Genomic DNA, 17403 nt, shown 5'->3' with positions numbered 1-17403 from the left:
CATCGGCCTTGTTTTCTGAGGGCGTCAAGGGCGTCGCGCGAGGAGATCTGCCGCGGGGAGGCACAAGTGGACGACAGCGGTTCCGTACGTCACCGGAACGGCGCGCACAAACGCCCCAGGCTGGAGGACGTGGCCGCACGGGTGGGCCTGTCCACGGCAACGGTGTCCCTGGTGCTGCGCGGTGTGCCCGGCCCGAGCGAACGGACCCGGCAGCGCGTCCTGAAGGCGGCCGCCGACCTCGGGTACCAGGTGGACCGTACCGCCAGCACCCTGGCCAGCAGGCGCAGCCGGCTGCTCGGCGTCATGGTCGACATCCACAGCCCCTTCCATGCCGAGCTGGTCGAGCACCTGCACACCGCGGCCGAAGAGGTCGGCTACGACCTGGTCCTCAGCACCCTCACCCGCACCCGCGACGAGCACAGTGCGGTCGACACCCTGCTGGCCTTCCGCAGCGAGGCGCTGATCCTGCTCGGCCCGACCGCGCCGGCGGACGCGCTCGCCGCCCTCGACAACAAGGCCCCCGTCATCGTCGTCGGCCGCCGCATCGCCGGTGCCGCCCTGGACGTCGTACGCACCGCCGACGACGACGGTGTGGGCCAGATCGTCGACCACCTGGCCGGACTCGGCCACCGCGACATCGTCTACGTGGACGGCGGCAAGGGGGTCATCGCCACCGACCGGCGCCGCGGCTACCGCACCGCCATGCGCCGCCACGGCCTGGACGGCCACATCCGGGTTCTCACCGGGGACAACACCGAAGCGGCCGGTGAACGCGCCGTCGGTCATCTCCTCGGCGGCCCCCAACCGCCCACGGCGGTCGTCGCGTTCAACGACCAGTGCGCCATCGGCGTCCTGACCGCCCTCTCCCGGGCCGGTGTCGCCGTCCCGGGAGAGGTGTCCGTGGCCGGCTATGACGACGACACGCTCTCCCGGCTGAGCTGCTTCAACCTGACCACCGTCAGTCAGAGCGCCCGGGAACAGGCCCGGCACGCGGTGACCGCCGCCGTCGAACGCCTGGACCGGGACCGCACCGAGCCCCGAGAGGTCGTACTGAACCCGCGCCTCGTCCTGCGCGGTACCACGGCCGAACCCGCCTGATGCGATGCTCTTCGTTGCCCTATGTGCATCTTTCGCAGCATTTAAGCTGATGAGTGCTGATGGAGCCGTTCATCCACGAGGATGAGAAATTGGTGACGAAAGAGCAGTCGACGTCCGAGCTGCCCCGCGCGCCCGGTGCAGTGCAGGCCGAGGGCCTGCCGTTCCACCAGCCCGCCCTGGCCGCCGCCCGCTCCGCTGCTCAGGCTGCGTCTGTGGTGGCCGCCATGCTGGGAGCGGTGGGCCTGAGCGGGTGGATCCTCGGTATCGGTGTGCTGAAGAGCGTGCTGCCCGGTGTGGACGCGTCCATGAAGCCGAACACCGCCGTGGCTCTCCTGGCGCTGGGCGTCTCCCTGTTCATGGTGGTCCGCAGACCCGCGACCCGGCGAACGATCGCAGTGGCCCGGGCGGCAGCCGTCCTGGCCGCCTTGATCGCCGTGTTCACCATCACCGAGTACGTGACCGGAGCCCGCCTGGGCATCGACGAGCTCCTCTTCGACGACGACACCGCGCGGGTGGCGACCGGTGTGCCCGGACGCATGGCGCCCAACACGGCCATGGCGCTGGCGCTGGCGAGCCTGGCGTCATGGTGCGCGAGCACCCCCCGCCTGCCCGCCTGGACGAGCCAGATCCCCGGCCTGGCCGTCCTCGGCCTGGGCATGATGCGGTTCTACGCATTCGCCTACCACGTCCCCGAACTGGAACGGTTCGGCGGCTACACGGCCATGGCCCTGCACACGGGGCTGGCCCTGGTCCTGCTGGGGATGGCCGCCTTCCTGGCCCGGCCCGACGAAGGCGTCGCGGGCCTGCTGACGAACGCGGGCACCACGGGCGCGCTGGGCCGCCGGCTGTTCGCCACCGCCCTGGTGGCGCCGCTGCTGCTGGGCTGGGTCGTCCTGGCAGGGGAGGACGCGGGACTGTACGGGTCACGGCTGGGCACCGCGCTGCTGGTGTGCGGCCACGCGGTCGTGTTCTCCACGGTCATCTTCGGCGCCCTGGCCGTGGGCTGCCGTGTCGAGGTGGCGCACGCCCGTGCCCAGTGGCAGGTGCGGCAGACCGAACTGCTTCAGGCGTTCATGGACCACACGCCCGCAGTGGTGTTCATCAAGGACCTGGACGGTCGCTACCTGGCGGTCAACGCGAAGTTCGAGGAGAGCACGCACCTGCCCCGCGAGCGGGTACTGGGCCGTATGGACAAGGACGTCATGCCGGCCGACCTCGCGCGTCTCGGGTGGGCCGCGGACCTGGAGATGCTGGCTCGGGGAGCTCCCGTGCAGCGGGAGGAGTTCCTCGCCCTGCCGGAAGGCCCGAAGGACTTCCTCACCACCCTCTTCCCTCTCAAGGAGCCGTCCGGTACGCCCTACGCCGTATGCGGTGTCGTCACCGACATCACCGAGAGGGTCGCGGCCCAGCGCGAGGTCCAGCGGGCCAACCGGCGCTTCCTCGCACTGCTGGAATCCGCGCCCGACGCCACCCTGATCACGGACGGCAGCGGCACCATCGTCATGGCCAACGCCCAGGTGGAACGCTTGTTCGGTCACGGGCCGGGCGACCTCACCGGCACCGAGGTCACCGACCTCGTGCCCCGTTCGGGGCGCCGGCGGCACAGCGCGCTCCTCGCCGCCTACCTGCGGCTGCGCGACCCGAAGCCGATGGTCCTGGACAAGGGCCTGTGCGGACTGCACCGCGACGGCAGTGAGTTCCCCGTGGAGGTGAGCGTCAGCAGCCTCCAGGCCGAACAGGAAACGCTGGTGTTCCTGACCGTACGGGACATCACCGCACGCAGACAGACCGAGGCCGAACGCGCCGAGCGCTACGAGCAGCACAGACGTATCGCCTACACCCTCCAGCACAGCCTGATGGGCGAGCCGCCCCGCCTGCCGCACCTGCCCAGCACCCACCGGTACCTGGCGTCCGTGCAGGACCCCGGAGTCGGCGGAGACTGGTTCGACATCATTCCGCTGGACCAGGACCGCACCGGTGTCGTCATCGGCGACGTGATGGGCCGCGGCCTGGAGGCGGCAGCCGTCATGGGCCAGCTGCGCGCGGCCTCACACGCACTGGCGCGCACGGGCATACCGCCCAGCCGGCTCATGGCCGGACTGGACGCGTTCGTCAGCGACCTGGCGGACCAGCTCGTCACCTGCGTCTACCTCGTCATAGACCAGGCAGCCAGCGAGGTCAGCCTGTGCTCGGCCGGACACCTGCCGGTCATCGTCCTGTCCCCTGACGGCCCTGCCCACCGCCTGCGGGCACCGGTGAACGTGCCGCTGGGCGTCAACGATCCGTCCGGTGGGGCGGTGCCGTTCCAGGAGACGACCCACCCGCTGCCGCCGGGCAGCACCCTCGCGTTCTACACCGACGGGCTGGTCGAGAGGCCCGGCACCGACATCGACGCCCAGATCGACGTCCTCACCCACACCCTCCAGGTCGCGCTGAAGGGTGCTCCCGCAGACCCGGAGATCCTCGATCAGGCAGCGGCCCGGCTGATCGACACCCTCATCCCGGACACCGCCACCCACGACGACGACGTGACGCTCCTTCTGCTCGCTCTGCCGTCATGATCCGAAGCGAGCCGGCAGCCGTTCCCCGCGGGGTCCCTCACGCGGTGAAGCGGTGGGTGCCGGAGCCGACCCGGTACACCACGCAGCCGTCCTCCTGGCGCAGCAGTGTGCCGTGGGAGTGGGTGACCGCGTCCGGAGCGGACGCGGGGATCCACACCTCGGCGGTGGTGTTGGGCGGCACGGTGCAGCTCAGACGGAAGCGACCGGACCGCTGCCGCCACTGCGTGGATATCGGGCCGTGGACGGAGGTGAACGTGGCACGGGCAGAGGTGACGTCGCCGCCCGGGCGGGGACGGATGACGATCTCCCGGTACCCGGGCCGGCCCGCCGAGATGCCGGCGATGTTCGTGTACATCCACTCCCCGACCGAGCCGTAGGCGTAATGGTTGAAGGAGTTCATGTCCGGCGTCTGGAAGCTGCCGTCGGGCTGGATGGAGTCCCAGCGTTCCCACATCGTGGTGGAGCCCCTGTCGATCTGATAGCCCCAGCTGGGGAAGGACCGCTGCTGGAGCAGTCGGTAGGCGACATCGGTGTGCCCGGTCTCGGTGAGGACGGGCAGCAGCCGGGGGGTGCCGAGGAACCCGGTCGACAGATGCCAGTCCCTGGCCTGGATCAGAGCGACGAGCCGGTCGGCTGCCGCCTTCCGCAGTGTGTCCGGCAGCAGGTTCATCGAGAGGGCGAGTACATAGGCCGTCTGCGTGTCACCCTTCACCTCGCCGCCGGCGGTGACATAGGCGTTCTGGAACGCCTTGCGCACACGCGCGAAGAGGTCGGCGGAAGGGGCGGGGTCCTTGCCGAGCTCCTCGGCCATCCGGGCGGCGAGGTCGGCGCTGTGGGCGAAGTAGGCGGTGGCGACGACGTCCTTCGGCGTCTCGTCGGAGACGTTCAGCCAGTCACCGTATCCCGCGGCCGGCCGCAGCAGGTTGTCGCTGTGGTTCTCCAGGTACTTCAGCCAGGCCTGGACGGACGGCCAGGCGTCCTCCAGAACCCGCCGGTCGCCGTACGCCTGATACAGCGACCAGGGCACGGTGACGCCGGCGTCGCCCCAGCCCGCGACGCCGTTGCCGAGCGTGCCGACCATCGGCGCCACATCCGTGAACGCCCCCTCCGCGGTCTGGGAGTCCCGCAGGTCCACGAGCCACTTGGCGAGGAAGCGGGCCGACTCCATCGTGTAGGTGGCCGTGGGCGCGAAGACATTGATGTCACCGGTCCACCCCAGGCGCTCGTCGCGCGCGGGCGTATCCGTCGGAATGGACAGGAAGTTGCCGCGCTGCCCCCAGGTGATGTTGCGGTGCAGCTTGTTGAGCAGGGGGACGTCGGTCTCGAAGGCCAGGGTGAACGGAGCGGACGTGTGCATGACGCGCCCGGTCACGGTCTTCAGCGAGGGTGTGCCGGGGAATCCGGTCACCTCGACGTAGCGGAAACCGTGGAAGGTGAAGCGCGGCTCGTACGTCTCCTCGCCACGGCCCTTGAGGATGTACGTGTCGGTCGCCGCGGCGGAGCGCAGGTTGGCGGTGTAGAGGGTGCCGTCCGGGTTGAGGACCTCGGCGTGTCTCAGCCGCACGGTCGTTCCCGCATCGCCCGAGACCAGCAGCCGTACCGAGCCGACCATGTTCTGACCCAGATCGAAGACGAACACGCCCGGTTCGGGTTCGCTCATCTTCTTGGCCGGCAGTTCGCCGGCCACGCGCACCGGGCCGTCCACCTGCGCGACGATCGCGCCGGGTGCGGTGGAGTCCGTCTCGCGGACGCCGAGCCAGCCGCGGTCGTCGAAACCGGGGGAGGTCCAGCCGGGTGTCTCCTTGCGCGCGTCGTACGTCTCGCCGCCCAGCAGGTCGGCGGCGACGATCGGCCCGGAGGCGGCCCGCCAGTCCGTTCCCGAGGTGACGCGTTCGCTGCTGCCGTCGGTGTACTCCACCTCCAACTGCGCCAGCAGTGCCGGATGTTCGCCGTACTGGTGAGGCCCGAACATGCCCACGTTGCCCGCGTACCAGCCAGGCGCGAGGTACACCCCGATGGCATTGCCGCCCGGCCGCAGGAGCGTGGTGACGTCGTGTGCCTGGTACTGGGCGCGCGTGCGGTAGTCGGTCCATCCGGGCGCGAGTTCGTCACGACCCACGCGGCTTCCGTTGAGGTGGGCCTCGTACAGGCCGAGCGCGGTGGCGTAGAGACGGGCCCGGGACACCTTCTTGCGCGTGGGCAGCCGGAACTCGTGCCGCAACTGGGTAACGGCGTAGGAGGTCGGGACGACCTTCCCCCATGGCCCTGCCCCCCACGGGGCCGCCTCCCGCGCCGCGGGCCAGCCGCTGTCGTCGAAGCGGGGTCCGCGCCAGTCGCCGGAGGGTTGCTCGTCCGTCGCTTTCCAGGATCCGTCGGTGACGAGCTTCTGCTCCCCGGATGCCGTGCGGAGGGTGAGGACGGCGATCAGACCGGCAGGTCCCTGGGTCGCGTTGGTCGCCGAGACCGCGAGGACGTTCGTGCCGGATCGAACCCGGTCGAGTACGTCGACGACGGCCGGGCGGCGCCATCCCTCGTTGTCCGTGGCCAGATCGGTGTGTGCCACCTCGCTGCCGTTCACGGACACGGCGAACACGTTGTCCGCGCTGATGGCCAGCGTCGCCGCCGTGATCCCGTCCGGGAATTCGACGGTGCGGCGGAACCAACGGGTCTCCGCCGGGACGCTGCTCGTCGGATCGCCTTCGGGGAACCAGATCCAGTCGCTGCCCTCGAGAGACGGCGCGTCCGTGAGGGCCGCGGGAGCGGAGATCCATGCCGCGGACCACTGCGCTGCATCCATCAGACCGGTCTCCCACCACGACGGCGCGCTCCAGTCGGAGACGTCGCCGTCGGCGTCCCACACGCGTACGGACCAGAAGTAGCGTGTCCGGGGCGTGAGTCGCGGGCCGGCGTACGGGACGAGGACGGACTCCGCGGACGTGACCTTTCCGCTGTCCCAGACGTCCGGGTGCGACAGGCGTGACGCGCTGGAGGCCACACGGATCTGATAGGCGCTCTGCCGCATGTCCGGCCTGTCCGCGGCCATCGGCCAGCTCAGCCGGGGATGCTCCGCGTCCAGGCCCAGGGGGTGCCGGACGTACTCGACGGTCGGCGCGGTGACTCGCAGGGCGCTGCGTCGCGCGCCGGCCTTGACGGATGCGGATGCGGACGCTGGTGCGGCCGCGGCCGGTACGGCGCCGGTGGCCGCGGCGGTGACCGTGGCCGCCGCTCCCCCCAGGATGTTCCTCCTACTGATCACTACGACTCCTCACACCGAGTGGATGAATCGATTCAAATTAGGTAGGCGTGGTAACCGTAGGGGCGTGCGGTGGTGCGGTCAATTGCCGTGCTTCGATTTTCTTTGCTGCGTGCGTAGAGGAGCCTTGCGTAGGCCGCGACCCGGAGTGACTCCGCGGCGGACGGATTGAACGGTTTCAATCACTCGGGCCTGCGGGCCAGTTCGTAAGCCAGGCTGACGTCCAGTAGGCGTCCAGCCGCCGCCATGCCTGACGCCCCCCGCCACGTCCGATCTCCCGCCGCCGCCCTCCCTGGCCGGGCGGCCTGTTCCGCCGGGTTGCCCTGCCACCACGAGGATGCGTACGTTGTCCGCCCCTGCGCCGCCACGGGGGAGGCGGGGGAGAGGAGCGATCGATGGCGGGGCGTCCTGAGAGTCCGCTGGATCCGAGCGCGGGCCCGGTGCAACGGCTGGCGTTCGAGTTGCGCAAGTTACGGTCCGAGGCCGGCAGCCCCACCTACCGGGCGATGGCGGAGCGGACCGGCCACGGAGCGAGCACGCTGTCACAGGCAGCCGCCGGCGAGCGGCTGCCGACCCTGCCGGTCGTCCTGGCCTACGTGCGTGCCTGTGCCGGCGACCAGGAGGAGTGGGAGGAACGGTGGCGCACGGCTCACGCCGAAACGGCGGCCGAGCCCCGCGCCGACGAGCCGGAGGCAGAGCCGCCCTACCGGGGCCTGGCCCGTTTCGAAGCCGCGGACGCCGCCTTGTTCTTCGGCCGGGACCGACTCACCGACCGCTTGGTCGAGCTGACCCGGACCAGCCGCTTCACCGCCGTCTTCGGACCGTCCGGCAGCGGCAAGTCCTCCCTGTTGCGCGCCGGCCTCATCCCCCGGCTCCGCACCGCGGACCGGGAGGGCCCGCGGCCGGCCGCGCTGCGCGTCCTCACCCCCGGCGGCCACCCGATGCGTGTCCACGCCGACCGCCTCGTGCCGAAGGACGCGGACGGCGACACCTGGCTGATCGTGGATCAGTTCGAAGAGCTCTACACGCTGTGCGACGACTCCGCCGAACGCGACCGGTTCATCGACCGGCTCCTGACAGCCACGGACCCCGCGAGCCGGCTGCGCGTGGTCATCGGTGTGCGGGCCGACTTCCTGGGACGGTGTGCGGTTCACCCCGGCCTGACGGCCGCGCTCCAGGACGCCACGCTGCTGGTCGCCCCGATGAACCGGGACGAGTTACGGGAGGCGATCGTCAAACCGGCCCAGGCAGCGGGTTGCATCGTCGAACGTCCCCTGACCGCACGTCTTCTCACCGAGGTGGAGGGGGAACCGGGCGCACTGCCGCTGATGTCCCACGCCCTGCTGGAGACCTGGCGCCGCCGCAGGAGCCGCGCCCTGAACGAGGGGGCGTACGCGGCGGCCGGCGGCCTGCACGGAGCGATCGCCCGCACCGCGGAGGAGGCCTTCGGCCGGCTCACCGCCACCCAGTCCGCTCTGGCCCAGCGCATACTGCTGCGCCTGATCAGCCCCGGTGAAGGGACGTCCGACACCCGCCGTCCTGCCGATCGCGCCGAACTCGTGGGCTCGGCACCCGAGGACGCCCGGGACGATGCCGCCGTGATCCTGGAACGCCTCGCCGCCGCCCGGTTGATCACCCTGGACGGCGATACGGTGGACCTGGCGCACGAGGCCGTGATCAGTGCCTGGCCCCGACTGCGTGGCTGGATCGACGCCGAACGCGACCGCCTTCGCACTCACCGCCGGCTGACCGAAGCGGCACGCGTCTGGCAGGACCTGGACCGCGACCCCGGGGCGCTGTACCGCGGCACGCGTCTGGCGACGGCCGCCGAGGCCTTCGCCGCCCCCGGGCAGCGCACCGCTCTGACCGAGCTGGAGTGGTCCTTCCTGTCCGCCGGGATCGAGGCCGCGGAGCACGAGCGCCGGTCGGCGGCGCGTACGGCACGGCGTACCCGTACTTTCGTCATGGTCCTCTCCGCGGTCGTCGCCATGGCCCTGGTGGCCGGGCTGGTGGCCTGGCAGCAGAATCGCGCCGGCGAGCGGAGAAAGGTGCAGGCCGAGGCACGCCGCATCGCTGCCGTGGCGGAGAGCCTGCGTGCCTCCGACCCGGTGACCGCCATGCGGCTCAGTCTCGCCGCCTGGAAGATCGCCGACCTGCCCGAGACGCGTTCGGCGTTGCAGGGGGCCATGGCCCAGAAGAACCAGGATGCCTTCCGGATACCGGGGCCTGCCGACGCCGACACCGGCGCCACGTATCTCAGCGACGGCGGACGCATCGCCGTGTCCGTCGAAAGCGGGCGAGCCACTGAATGGGATGTGCGCGCACATCATCGGCTCTCCTCTTTCCGCATCCCCTCGGCCGAGGAGACGGCCACGGTGAGGAGCGCCCTTTCACCGGACGGACGGACCCTGGCGGTCGGCACCGGCCGGTACGTGAACCTGTACGACGTGCGCACGGGGCGGCGGACCGGGCGGCTGCCGGACATAGAAGTGGCATCCCTCTCCTTCGGCCCGAGCGGGCGCACCCTGCTTCTCGCCGCCACGGAGATCAACGTGACGCGACTGTGGGACGTACGCCGTCACAAGCTCCTGTTCCAGACCGGTAAGGCGCCCCGCCCGGGAGAGATCCTCGACCTCGGTACCGGGCTGCTCCTCGGCAGCGGTGTCGGTTCCTACGTCACGGCGTTCATACGCGGTGGCGCCGCGGACGTCAGCACCGACGACCGCTTCCTCGCCGACTGCTCCCACGACAGGATCGAGGTCTGGAACGTCGCGACACACCGCCGGTCACCGGGCCCTTGGACAGCGGTGCACAGCGATCAGTGCGCATCCGCGGGCATTCGTTTCGTCCCGGCCGGCAACGAACTGGCGATCACCACCAACAACGGCACACGTATGTGGGACGTGCCATCGGGAAAGGAACGCACGGGAATCAGACATCGCGGCCTCGAGGCGGCGGCGTACACGCCGGACGGCCGGTTCGTCGTCGCCTGCGACGATCACGAGGTGCTCCTGTGGCGGCTGGACGCACCGCAGACTCCCGTGTTCCGGGCTCCGGTGACGGCACAGACCCCCTCGGATCTGGCGCTCGACCAGCGTGACGGTCTGATCCGGTACGTGTCGAGTGGTGCGAGCACCACCGTGAGGTCGCTCTCCCTCGGTCATGCCTTGCCGGCGGGCTACCGGCAGGACGTGACGACCGGCGCCGCCTTCAGCTCGGACGGCCGACTGCTCGCCGTGGCACGGCAGTCGGGCGGCCGACACCGCCTGAGACTGATCGACGTGACGCGCGACAAGGTGCTGACCGATCGTCTGCCCACGGCTCCATGCCCCGTCGAAGACGGGGAGCCGGGTTGTACGGACAAGGTGGCCTTGTCGCCTGACGGCCGGACCCTCCTCTACTCCTCCATGAACTGGGACGAAGACGATGGGCTCAGGCTCACCGCCGTGGACACCAGCCGTCCTGGCGGACGCACCACTTTCCGCGTCCCCGCACCATCCGATGACGAGGCGAGCATCGACGCATTGGCACTGGGCGACAGCGGAGCCGTGGTGCTGTCGTTGTCCGGTGACGGGATCGAGCGATGGGACATGCGCCGTCACGCAAGAACCGGTCGATGGTCCAACGCCTCCGGAGAGGCCCTGGCCGTGCCGGACGACGGCCGCTTCCTGGTCACCCCGGACGGGCAGGTCATCGATTTCGCAACGGGCCGGATGACGAGGCACGTCCTCACTCAGGGGTCGCCCACCGTGGTGGCCCTCAGCCACGACGGCGACCGCCTCGCGGCGGGCGACGAAGACGGATGGGTCACCCTCTGGGACGGCCGCGCCCGGCGGCGCCTGGGCGAGCTGCCTGTCACCTCCGCCGCCACGTCGGACGGGGGAAACGACGGCAGCGCGGCGGTTTCGGCGATCGCCTTCTCCCACGACGGCAGCACTCTGGCCGTGGGCACGGGCGACGGCAACGTGCACCTGTGGGATGTCACGACCCGCCTGCCGATCGGCTCGGCCCTGTCCAGCTCAGGCGGGCGCGTCACGGCGCTGGCCTTCCGGGCGGACGACCGCACCTTGTACGTCTCCGGCCAGCACGTACCGCTGGAAAGCTACGACATCGCTCCGGACCAGGTGGCAGGCGAGGTCTGCCGACGGGTCGGCACCGGCCTGCCACGATCCGAATGGCGGACGTACGTGCGGGACGTGCCGTACCGCGCATCCTGCTGAGGCTGCGCGGTACGACCACGGCGATGCCTGGGCTACCAGGTGACCGGCAGTTCGTACACGCCGTAGATCACCGAGTCGTACTTGAAGGTAATCCGGTCCAGGCCGGTGGCCAGGCGCAGGGTGGGGAGGCGGCGGAAGAGGGTGGGGTAGACGACGGGGTTCCCGCATGGTCGGGCACGGACCTTACGAGACTCTGACCTCCGGGCCGGTGGTCACCACTCTTGCCGTCCGGCGTGGCACTCTCGGACTGCCCTCGCCGAACGGGCGGGGACTCCGCGGTCATTGGAGAAGCGGCTGTCGCGGAACGGCGCCCCGGACAACTCCGGGGCGCTCCGCTCGCGGTCGGTTCACACCTTGCCGCCGAAGAAGACCTGTACGTCTCGGATGAGTCCGTCGCGTACGGTGATCGCCTCCATGTTCCGGTGCCGGTCGCCCGTCGTGAGCTCGTACTCGTAGTACACGAGGACGAGTTCCTCGCTCGCGGGCGTGACGTGCAGCAGCCGCTGCTCCCTGACCCGGTCGGCTGTGGGAAAGCAGCGTTCGAAGAACGCCGCCTTGCCGATGTGGTCGTCCTGGGGGCTCGTGAAGGCGAAGTCGTCGGCGTAGAGAGGGAAGGCGGCCTCGCGGTCCTGTGACAGGTAGTACCGGAATGCCGCCTCGACGATGCCGGCCGGGGTGCCGTTCATGCGATGTCCTTCGGTCGTGGTCCTACCGCGCCACGGTAGGACCACGCTCCGAAACCGGGTGGCGCCGACACCGACGATGGGCTTCGATCTGCTGGAGACCTCGCCGACTCGTGGAGCGGAATCGACATGCCCGACGGATGGCAGTGGGACAGCACGCTGTTCCGGGGAAGCGCGGCCTACTACGAGCGCGGCCGGCTGCCGTACGCCCCGGGCTTCGACGAAACACTGGCCACGGCTCTCGGACTGGACGGGCGGGGCCGGGTCCTCGACGTGGGCTGCGGGCCGGGCATCGTGACGCTCGCCCTGGCGCGGTTCTTCGCCGAGGCGGTCGGCATGGACCCGGACGAGGGCATGCTGGCCGAGGCCGAGCGGCGGGCCGGGCGTCGCGGGGTGACCAACGTGCGTTGGGTGCCGGCCCGTGCCGAGGACCTCCCGGCCGGTCTGGGTGAGTTCCGCGCGGTGGTGTTCGCCCAGTCCTTCCACTGGACCGAGCGCGATCGGGTCGCCGCGACAGTGCTGCGGATGCTGGAGCCGGGAGGTGCCTTCGTCCACATCAGCGACCACAAGAACCCGCCTGCCGCACCGACGCCCCTGCCGCCGCCGGATCCGCCGTACGCGCGGATCAGCGAGCTGGTGCGGCGATACCTGGGCCCGGTGCGCCGCGCCGGGCGGGGAACGCTGGTCAACGGCACGCCGGGCCGGGAGGACCTCGTCCTGGCGCGGGCCGGTTTCGGCGACTTCGAACGGCATGTCGTGCCGGCCGGTGAGGTGGTGAACCGCAGCGCCGACGACATCGTGGCGTATGTGTTCTCCCGATCCGATTCCGCCCCTCACCTGTTCGGCGACCGGCTGGGGGAATTCGAGCGGGACCTGTGCGCGGTACTGCGGCAGGCGTCTCCCGACGGCCGCTTCGCGGAACATCTCCCGCCGACCGAGATCATGACCTGGCGGAAACCGGACGGTGCTCGGTGACGGCGACGCCGGAATGACCCGACTTCCTTCCCGGGCTTCGCTCCCCATGTCACAAACGGCCGGTGCCGTCTCGTCTGGGGTGTCGAAGAGACAGGCTCTGCGTCGGGAAGGTGACGATCATGCGGGTGTTCGTGGCGGGCGGGACCGGGGTTCTGGGACGGCGGCTGGTACCGCAGCTCGTGGCACGAGGCCACCACGTGACGGCCACGACGACGAGCGCGGCCAAGCTGGGCTCGCTGACGCGGCTGGGCGCGGACGGTGTCGTGATGGACGGGCTGGACGCGGTGTCGGTCGGTGAGGCCGTGGCGGCCGCCCGGCCGGACGCGATCGTGCACCAGATGACCGCGATCTCCCCGGCACACGCGGGCAAGCCCGATCTGAAGCACCCGGATCGATGGTTCGCCACCACCAACCGGCTGCGCACCGAGGGGACGGACCACCTGCTGGCCGCCGCCGAGGCGACCGGCGTCTCCCACGTGGTCGCACAGGGCTACGCCGGCTGGAACGGAATCCGCGAGGGCGGATGGGTGAAGACCGAGGAGGACCCGCTGGACCTGCTCGAGGGGACGGCGGCGCACAGGGGGCTGAAAGCGCTGGGCCATGTCGAGGACGTGGTCATCGAGGCCGGCGGTGCGGTCCTGCGCTATGGCGCCTTCTATGGCCCGGGCGCCATCGACGACCAGGTCCAGCTGCTGCGCAAGCGGCAGTACCCGCTCGTCGGGCGCGCCACCGGCTACAGCTCGTGGGTGCATCTCGACGACGCGGCGAGCGCCACCGTCCTGGCCCTGGAGCAGAAGGCGACGGGCGTGTTCAACGTCGTCGACGACGAACCCGCCCCGGCGAGCGAGTGGCTGCCCTACCTGGCCGCGTGCGCGGGTGCGAAGCGGCCGATGCGGGTCCCGGTGTGGCTGGCCCGGCTGCTGGCGGGGGAGCAGGCGGTGGTGATGATGACCGAGGGGCGGGGTTTCTCCAACGCCAAGGCCAAGCGGGAACTCGGCTGGGAGCTGCGCCACCCCTCGTGGCGGCAGGGCTTCAAGGAGGAGCTGGCGTGACCCGGGTGGAGGAGTTCGAGGAGCTGCGGTCGCTTCTGTTCGCGATCTCCTACCGCATCCTGGGCAGCGTGAGCGAGGCCGAGGACGCGGTCCAGGAGACCTGGCTGCGCTACGAGGCCTCCCCGACCCAGCCCGCCTCGACCAAGGCCTTCCTCTCGGCCGTCGTGACCCGGCTCTCGATCGACGTGCTGCGGTCGGCCCGGGTGCGGCGGGAGGAGTACGTCGGGCCGTGGTTCCCCGAGCCGTTGCTGACCGACCCGTACCAGGATCCGGAGCGCTCGGCGGAGCTGGCCGACTCGGTGTCGATGGCGGCGCTGCTGCTGCTCGAGCGGCTGAGCCCGCTCGAGCGCGCGGTGTTCGTGCTGCGAGAGGTGTTCGGTTTTGGCTTCCCGGAGATCGCGTCGGCCGTGGAGCGCTCGGAGGCGGCGTGCCGCCAGCTCGCGGTCCGGGCGCGCCGCCATATGGATGCCGGCCGGCCCCGGTTCGAGGCCGACCGACGCGAGCGCGACGCACTCGCCGGGCGGTTCCTCGAAGCCTTCCGGGACGGGGACGTCGACGGGCTGCGGGAACTGCTCGCCGCCGACGTGCACATGGTCGGCGACGGCGGAGGCAAGGCCCCGCAGTTCGCCGACCGCATCACCGGTATCGAGGACGTGGCCCGGGTGCTGGCCTCTCTCGTCTCGCCGTTCGCCCAGATCGGCGGCGTCGTGCAGCCCCACGAGGTGAACGGCCGGCCGGGCGCGGTCTTCCGCGACCGGGACGGCAAGGTCATCAACATCTGGACGCTCGAGATCCTCGACGGACGGATCCAGACGATCCGCACGGTGCTCAACCCCGACAAGCTCCGTCACATCGGTCCCGTGGCGGACGCCTGGGCGCTCATCCGCGAGACGAGCCTGGCGCGCCGGCGCACGTGACCGACGCGGTCAGCTCCCGGCCGGACGGGAGGGGTCCCGCCGGTCGTGCCGCGACCGGCGGGCCTCCGCCAGCAGTGGCAGCAGGGAGAGGACGACGATCACGGCGACGAGCAGCAGCAGATAGTCGTCGATGTGGGCGACCGACGAACCCAGCAGGTATCCGGCGAGTACGAGGCTCTGGGACCAGAGCAGGCCGCCCACGATCTGCCAGACGGTGAACGTCCGCGCGGGCACGCCGAGCGCGCCCGCCGCCGGGTGCAGGACGGTCCGCACCATCGGGACGAAGCGGCCGATCACGAGCGCCTTGCCGTATCCGTAGCGGGCCAGGAGCCGCTCCGCCCGTGCCGCCCCTTCCCTCACCCGCCGCCTCGAGGTACGGGCCAGCAGGGGGCGCCCGCCGTGCCGTCCGATCAGATAGCCCACCTGCCCGCCCGCCACGGCGCCGACGGCCGCGCACACCAGCACCTGCCACAGCTCCAGCCGCGGATCCTGGTCACCGCTCGCCGCGCACAGCACACCGGCCGGGAACAGCAGCGTGTCGCCGGGCAGGAAGAACCCGAAGACCAGCAGGCCCGACTCGGCGAAGATCACCAGCAGGACCCCCAGCGCGCCGAAGGCGGCGAGCAGCGACGCGCTGTCCGTCGGGTTGACGGCGATCACATCCCTCGCCTCCCGGTCCGCTCGTCGATCGCTGCTTCTCAAGTTTCCCGTGATCACGGCAGAGATGCAGTTGGGTTGAGCGAGTGTACGAATGTGAGTACGGGTACTCAGGCCACCGTCGCCGGCCCACGGGATCGTGGGAACCCGGAAACGATCCCAGGAGGCACGACATGGACGCGGATCAGCGCTCCTTCACCGCGACGGTACGGCACTGCCTGTTCAATCCGGCGGCCGTGGGCTATCTGACTGTGGTGGCCGCCGTCCTGGTCTGGGTAGGAGCGGACCTGCTGTTCGTCGAGCACCAGGACGCCAGTTTCGCCGGAGTGTGGGCCTTCGTGGTCACGGCGCCCACGTCCTGGCTCTTCCTGTTCCTGCCCGGCCCGCTCGTGGGGATCGGGGTCGTCGTCGGCGCCCTCGTCCAGGCAGCGGTGCTCGGCGCCGCTTACCGCCGGCTCTCCGCCCGCACCCACCACCGCACCGGCACGAGCGGCGCGTGACCGCGCGGGAGCGGAGACGGAAGCCAATAGTCAGGGCGCGGGGCGCCGACTCACCGATGTGAGCACTCCCGCCTGCCCGGAATCATGGGCTTCCGTTGGAGGCCATGCGCTACGACCTGACCCCGCTGGGCCTGCACCACGTCCTGACGCACTACGACATCCCCCACGTGCCGGACGAAGCCGCCTGGCGGCTGACGGTGGGCGGACGCGTGCGCCGCGCGCTGACACTCTCGGCTGCGGAACTGCGCTCCTCCTCGACGAGGCCGGTGTCGCGGTCGACGTCGTGTTCACGGGCGCCGATCACGGTGTGGAGCGCGGAGTCGAGCACCGCTGCGCCTCGTGGTGCCCGGTTGGTACGGCATGACCCCGGTGCACGAGTCCGGGGAGGCGGGGGAGCCGGTCACGCGCATCGCTCCCCGGGCACTGTTGATACCGGCCGGCTTCCCCGACTTCATGTCCCGCACGCGGGTGGTCGCGCCGGGCCCGGTCCTCCTCGAAGGACGGGCGTGGCCGGGACGCGCCCCGGTGACTTGGGTGGAGGCCAGTACGGACGGTGGTGCGACCCGGCACCCGGCCGAGCTCGAACCGGATCGTGGACACCGTTGGGCCTGGCGCCGCCGGTCCCGCATGTGGCGTGCCGTCCCCGGCGACCACGTCCTCAGCGCCCGTGCCCGGGACGAGGCGGGGAACACCCAGCCACTCGAACAGGCCTGGAACCGGGGCGGCTTCGCCAACAACGTCATCCAGCGCGTTCCGGTGCTCTGCCAGGCCCATCCGATCGGAGCTCCCACCTGGTCTCGCCGTCATACCAGTGACCGGTGGGAGCCAGGCCCGCGGCAGCGGCAACGGCAGCGGATGCCCGATGGTCCGGATGGATGTGGGCACGGATCACCCGCACGTCCTGTTCCCGCAGCCAGGCGACCAGTCCTCGCGCCGCCTCCGTGGCGATGCCGCGTCCCTGCCACGGGGTGCCGACCACCCAGGCGACTCCGGCCGCGGAGCCGTGCCCGGTGGTGGTGATCGTCGCCTGCACCGTTCCCGTCAGGCGGTTCTCCTCGCGGAGCCGGATCACCCAGTTCCACCACGTCTCCAGGGGGCCGGGTGAGCCTGCCACCAGGCGTTCGTACCGTGCCCGCAGAGCTTGCGGAGAGTGCGGGGCGCCGCCGATGAAGACATGCAGAGCGGGGTCGGAGAGCACCTCGGCCATCTCGTCCGCGTGCTCGACGGCGAGCGGCACGAGACTCAGCCGGGCGGTCTCGACGGCTTCGATCTTCCGGGTGCTCACACTGTCTCCTGCCGGACTGATTCCGCTGCGGAGCGCCTAGTAAGCCACGGTGAAGTGCCTGTCCTCACCCGGATTTTCGAGTTCGTCGAGGATGGCCACGGCAAGGTCCTCGGCCGAGATCCGGGACCCGCCGTCGGCGCTGGTGATGAGTGTGGTGGTGCCACGCCGGTACCTTCCGGTGCGACGGGCCGAACACCGAACA

12 protein-coding genes and 3 pseudogenes are annotated in these 17403 nt (G+C 70.8%); 8 read left to right on the top strand and 7 right to left on the bottom strand.

Annotation, left to right across the window (positions count from 1 at the left end; translation table 11 throughout):
* Positions 1–66 precede the first annotated feature (66 nt).
* Both ACWGJM_RS05710 and ACWGJM_RS05705 read left to right on the top strand, forming a co-directional pair.
* Complete coding sequence (locus ACWGJM_RS05710) at positions 67–1098, top strand: LacI family DNA-binding transcriptional regulator (RefSeq protein ID WP_453410390.1); 1032 nt, start codon at positions 67–69, stop codon at positions 1096–1098.
* A 92-nt stretch (positions 1099–1190) separates the two neighbouring features.
* Positions 1191–3659, top strand: coding sequence for a SpoIIE family protein phosphatase (locus ACWGJM_RS05705; RefSeq protein WP_453410389.1), 2469 nt, complete (start codon positions 1191–1193; stop codon positions 3657–3659).
* 37 nt (positions 3660–3696) lie between these two features.
* Here the strand turns inward: ACWGJM_RS05705 and ACWGJM_RS05700 are convergent, their stop codons facing one another.
* Positions 3697–6915 (bottom strand): alpha-L-rhamnosidase, encoded by a 3219-nt coding sequence (locus ACWGJM_RS05700; protein ID WP_453410388.1) that lies wholly within the window; start codon positions 6913–6915, stop codon positions 3697–3699.
* Positions 6916–7307: 392 nt separating this feature from the next.
* Here ACWGJM_RS05700 and ACWGJM_RS05695 point away from each other — a divergent pair, with 392 nt between their 5' ends.
* On the top strand, positions 7308–11132 hold the full coding sequence (locus ACWGJM_RS05695) for an nSTAND1 domain-containing NTPase (RefSeq protein WP_453410387.1): 3825 nt from the start codon (positions 7308–7310) through the stop codon (positions 11130–11132).
* Between the two features lie 32 nt (positions 11133–11164).
* Here ACWGJM_RS05695 and ACWGJM_RS05690 read toward each other — a convergent pair.
* Positions 11165–11287, bottom strand: a pseudogene (locus ACWGJM_RS05690) (cytochrome P450); the annotation flags it as partial.
* A gap of 192 nt (positions 11288–11479) precedes the next feature.
* Complete coding sequence (locus ACWGJM_RS05685; protein ID WP_453410386.1) at positions 11480–11818, bottom strand: nuclear transport factor 2 family protein; 339 nt, start codon at positions 11816–11818, stop codon at positions 11480–11482.
* Positions 11819–11944: 126 nt separating this feature from the next.
* On the opposite strand from ACWGJM_RS05685, the gene ACWGJM_RS05680 reads away from it, so the two are divergent.
* The 3 genes from ACWGJM_RS05680 to ACWGJM_RS05670 all read left to right on the top strand — a co-directional run bounded on the left by ACWGJM_RS05680 (position 11945) and on the right by ACWGJM_RS05670 (position 14759).
* Positions 11945–12790 (top strand): class I SAM-dependent methyltransferase, encoded by an 846-nt coding sequence (locus ACWGJM_RS05680; protein WP_453410385.1) that lies wholly within the window; start codon positions 11945–11947, stop codon positions 12788–12790.
* A 119-nt stretch (positions 12791–12909) separates the two neighbouring features.
* Positions 12910–13842, top strand: coding sequence for an NAD-dependent epimerase/dehydratase family protein (locus ACWGJM_RS05675; protein WP_453410384.1), 933 nt, complete (start codon positions 12910–12912; stop codon positions 13840–13842).
* On the top strand, positions 13839–14759 hold the full coding sequence (locus tag ACWGJM_RS05670) for an RNA polymerase sigma-70 factor (RefSeq protein ID WP_453410383.1): 921 nt from the start codon (positions 13839–13841) through the stop codon (positions 14757–14759). The genes ACWGJM_RS05675 and ACWGJM_RS05670 overlap by 4 nt, the downstream gene beginning before the upstream one ends.
* 9 nt (positions 14760–14768) lie before the next feature.
* Here ACWGJM_RS05670 and ACWGJM_RS05665 read toward each other — a convergent pair whose 3' ends face one another.
* A complete protein-coding gene (locus ACWGJM_RS05665) occupies positions 14769–15419 on the bottom strand; it encodes a DedA family protein (RefSeq protein ID WP_453410382.1) in 651 nt (216 codons plus the stop codon).
* 170 nt (positions 15420–15589) lie between these two features.
* Between ACWGJM_RS05665 and ACWGJM_RS05660 the strand changes: the two genes are divergently transcribed.
* Positions 15590–15916 carry an SCO4225 family membrane protein gene (locus ACWGJM_RS05660; RefSeq protein ID WP_453410381.1) on the top strand — a complete coding sequence of 109 codons (327 nt, stop codon included), beginning with the start codon at positions 15590–15592 and terminating at the stop codon, positions 15914–15916.
* A 151-nt stretch (positions 15917–16067) separates the two neighbouring features.
* Here the strand turns inward: ACWGJM_RS05660 and ACWGJM_RS05655 are convergent, their stop codons facing one another.
* Positions 16068–16244: a hypothetical protein gene (locus ACWGJM_RS05655; RefSeq protein ID WP_453410380.1), complete on the bottom strand. Its 177-nt coding sequence runs from the start codon at positions 16242–16244 to the stop codon at positions 16068–16070.
* A gap of 32 nt (positions 16245–16276) precedes the next feature.
* On the opposite strand from ACWGJM_RS05655, the pseudogene ACWGJM_RS05650 reads away from it, so the two are divergent.
* Positions 16277–16615: pseudogene (locus ACWGJM_RS05650) on the top strand (sulfite oxidase); the annotation flags it as partial.
* Between the two features lie 40 nt (positions 16616–16655).
* Here ACWGJM_RS05650 and ACWGJM_RS05645 read toward each other — a convergent pair.
* Together ACWGJM_RS05645 and ACWGJM_RS05640 are read right to left on the bottom strand one after the other, a co-directional pair.
* Positions 16656–17201: a GNAT family N-acetyltransferase gene (locus ACWGJM_RS05645; RefSeq protein ID WP_453410379.1), complete on the bottom strand. Its 546-nt coding sequence runs from the start codon at positions 17199–17201 to the stop codon at positions 16656–16658.
* 36 nt (positions 17202–17237) lie between these two features.
* A pseudogene (locus ACWGJM_RS05640) lies at positions 17238–17384 on the bottom strand (NADH-flavin reductase); the annotation flags it as partial.
* Positions 17385–17403: the final 19 nt, after the last annotated feature.

It is taken from the genome of Streptomyces sp. NPDC054834 (genome assembly GCF_053611185.1).
This window is presented reverse-complemented; position numbering and strand designations above follow the sequence as displayed.

What these genes read in the sequence shown, in the direction of transcription:
- ACWGJM_RS05695 (WP_453410387.1), top strand. Translation starts at nt 7,308, where the DNA reads ATGGCGGGGCGTCCTGAGAGTCCGCTGGATCCGAGCGCGGGCCCGGTG.
- ACWGJM_RS05685 (WP_453410386.1), bottom strand. Translation starts at nt 11,818, where the DNA reads ATGAACGGCACCCCGGCCGGCATCGTCGAGGCGGCATTCCGGTACTAC.
- ACWGJM_RS05680 (WP_453410385.1), top strand. Translation starts at nt 11,945, where the DNA reads ATGCCCGACGGATGGCAGTGGGACAGCACGCTGTTCCGGGGAAGCGCG.
- ACWGJM_RS05675 (WP_453410384.1), top strand. Translation starts at nt 12,910, where the DNA reads ATGCGGGTGTTCGTGGCGGGCGGGACCGGGGTTCTGGGACGGCGGCTG.
- ACWGJM_RS05660 (WP_453410381.1), top strand. Translation starts at nt 15,590, where the DNA reads ATGGACGCGGATCAGCGCTCCTTCACCGCGACGGTACGGCACTGCCTG.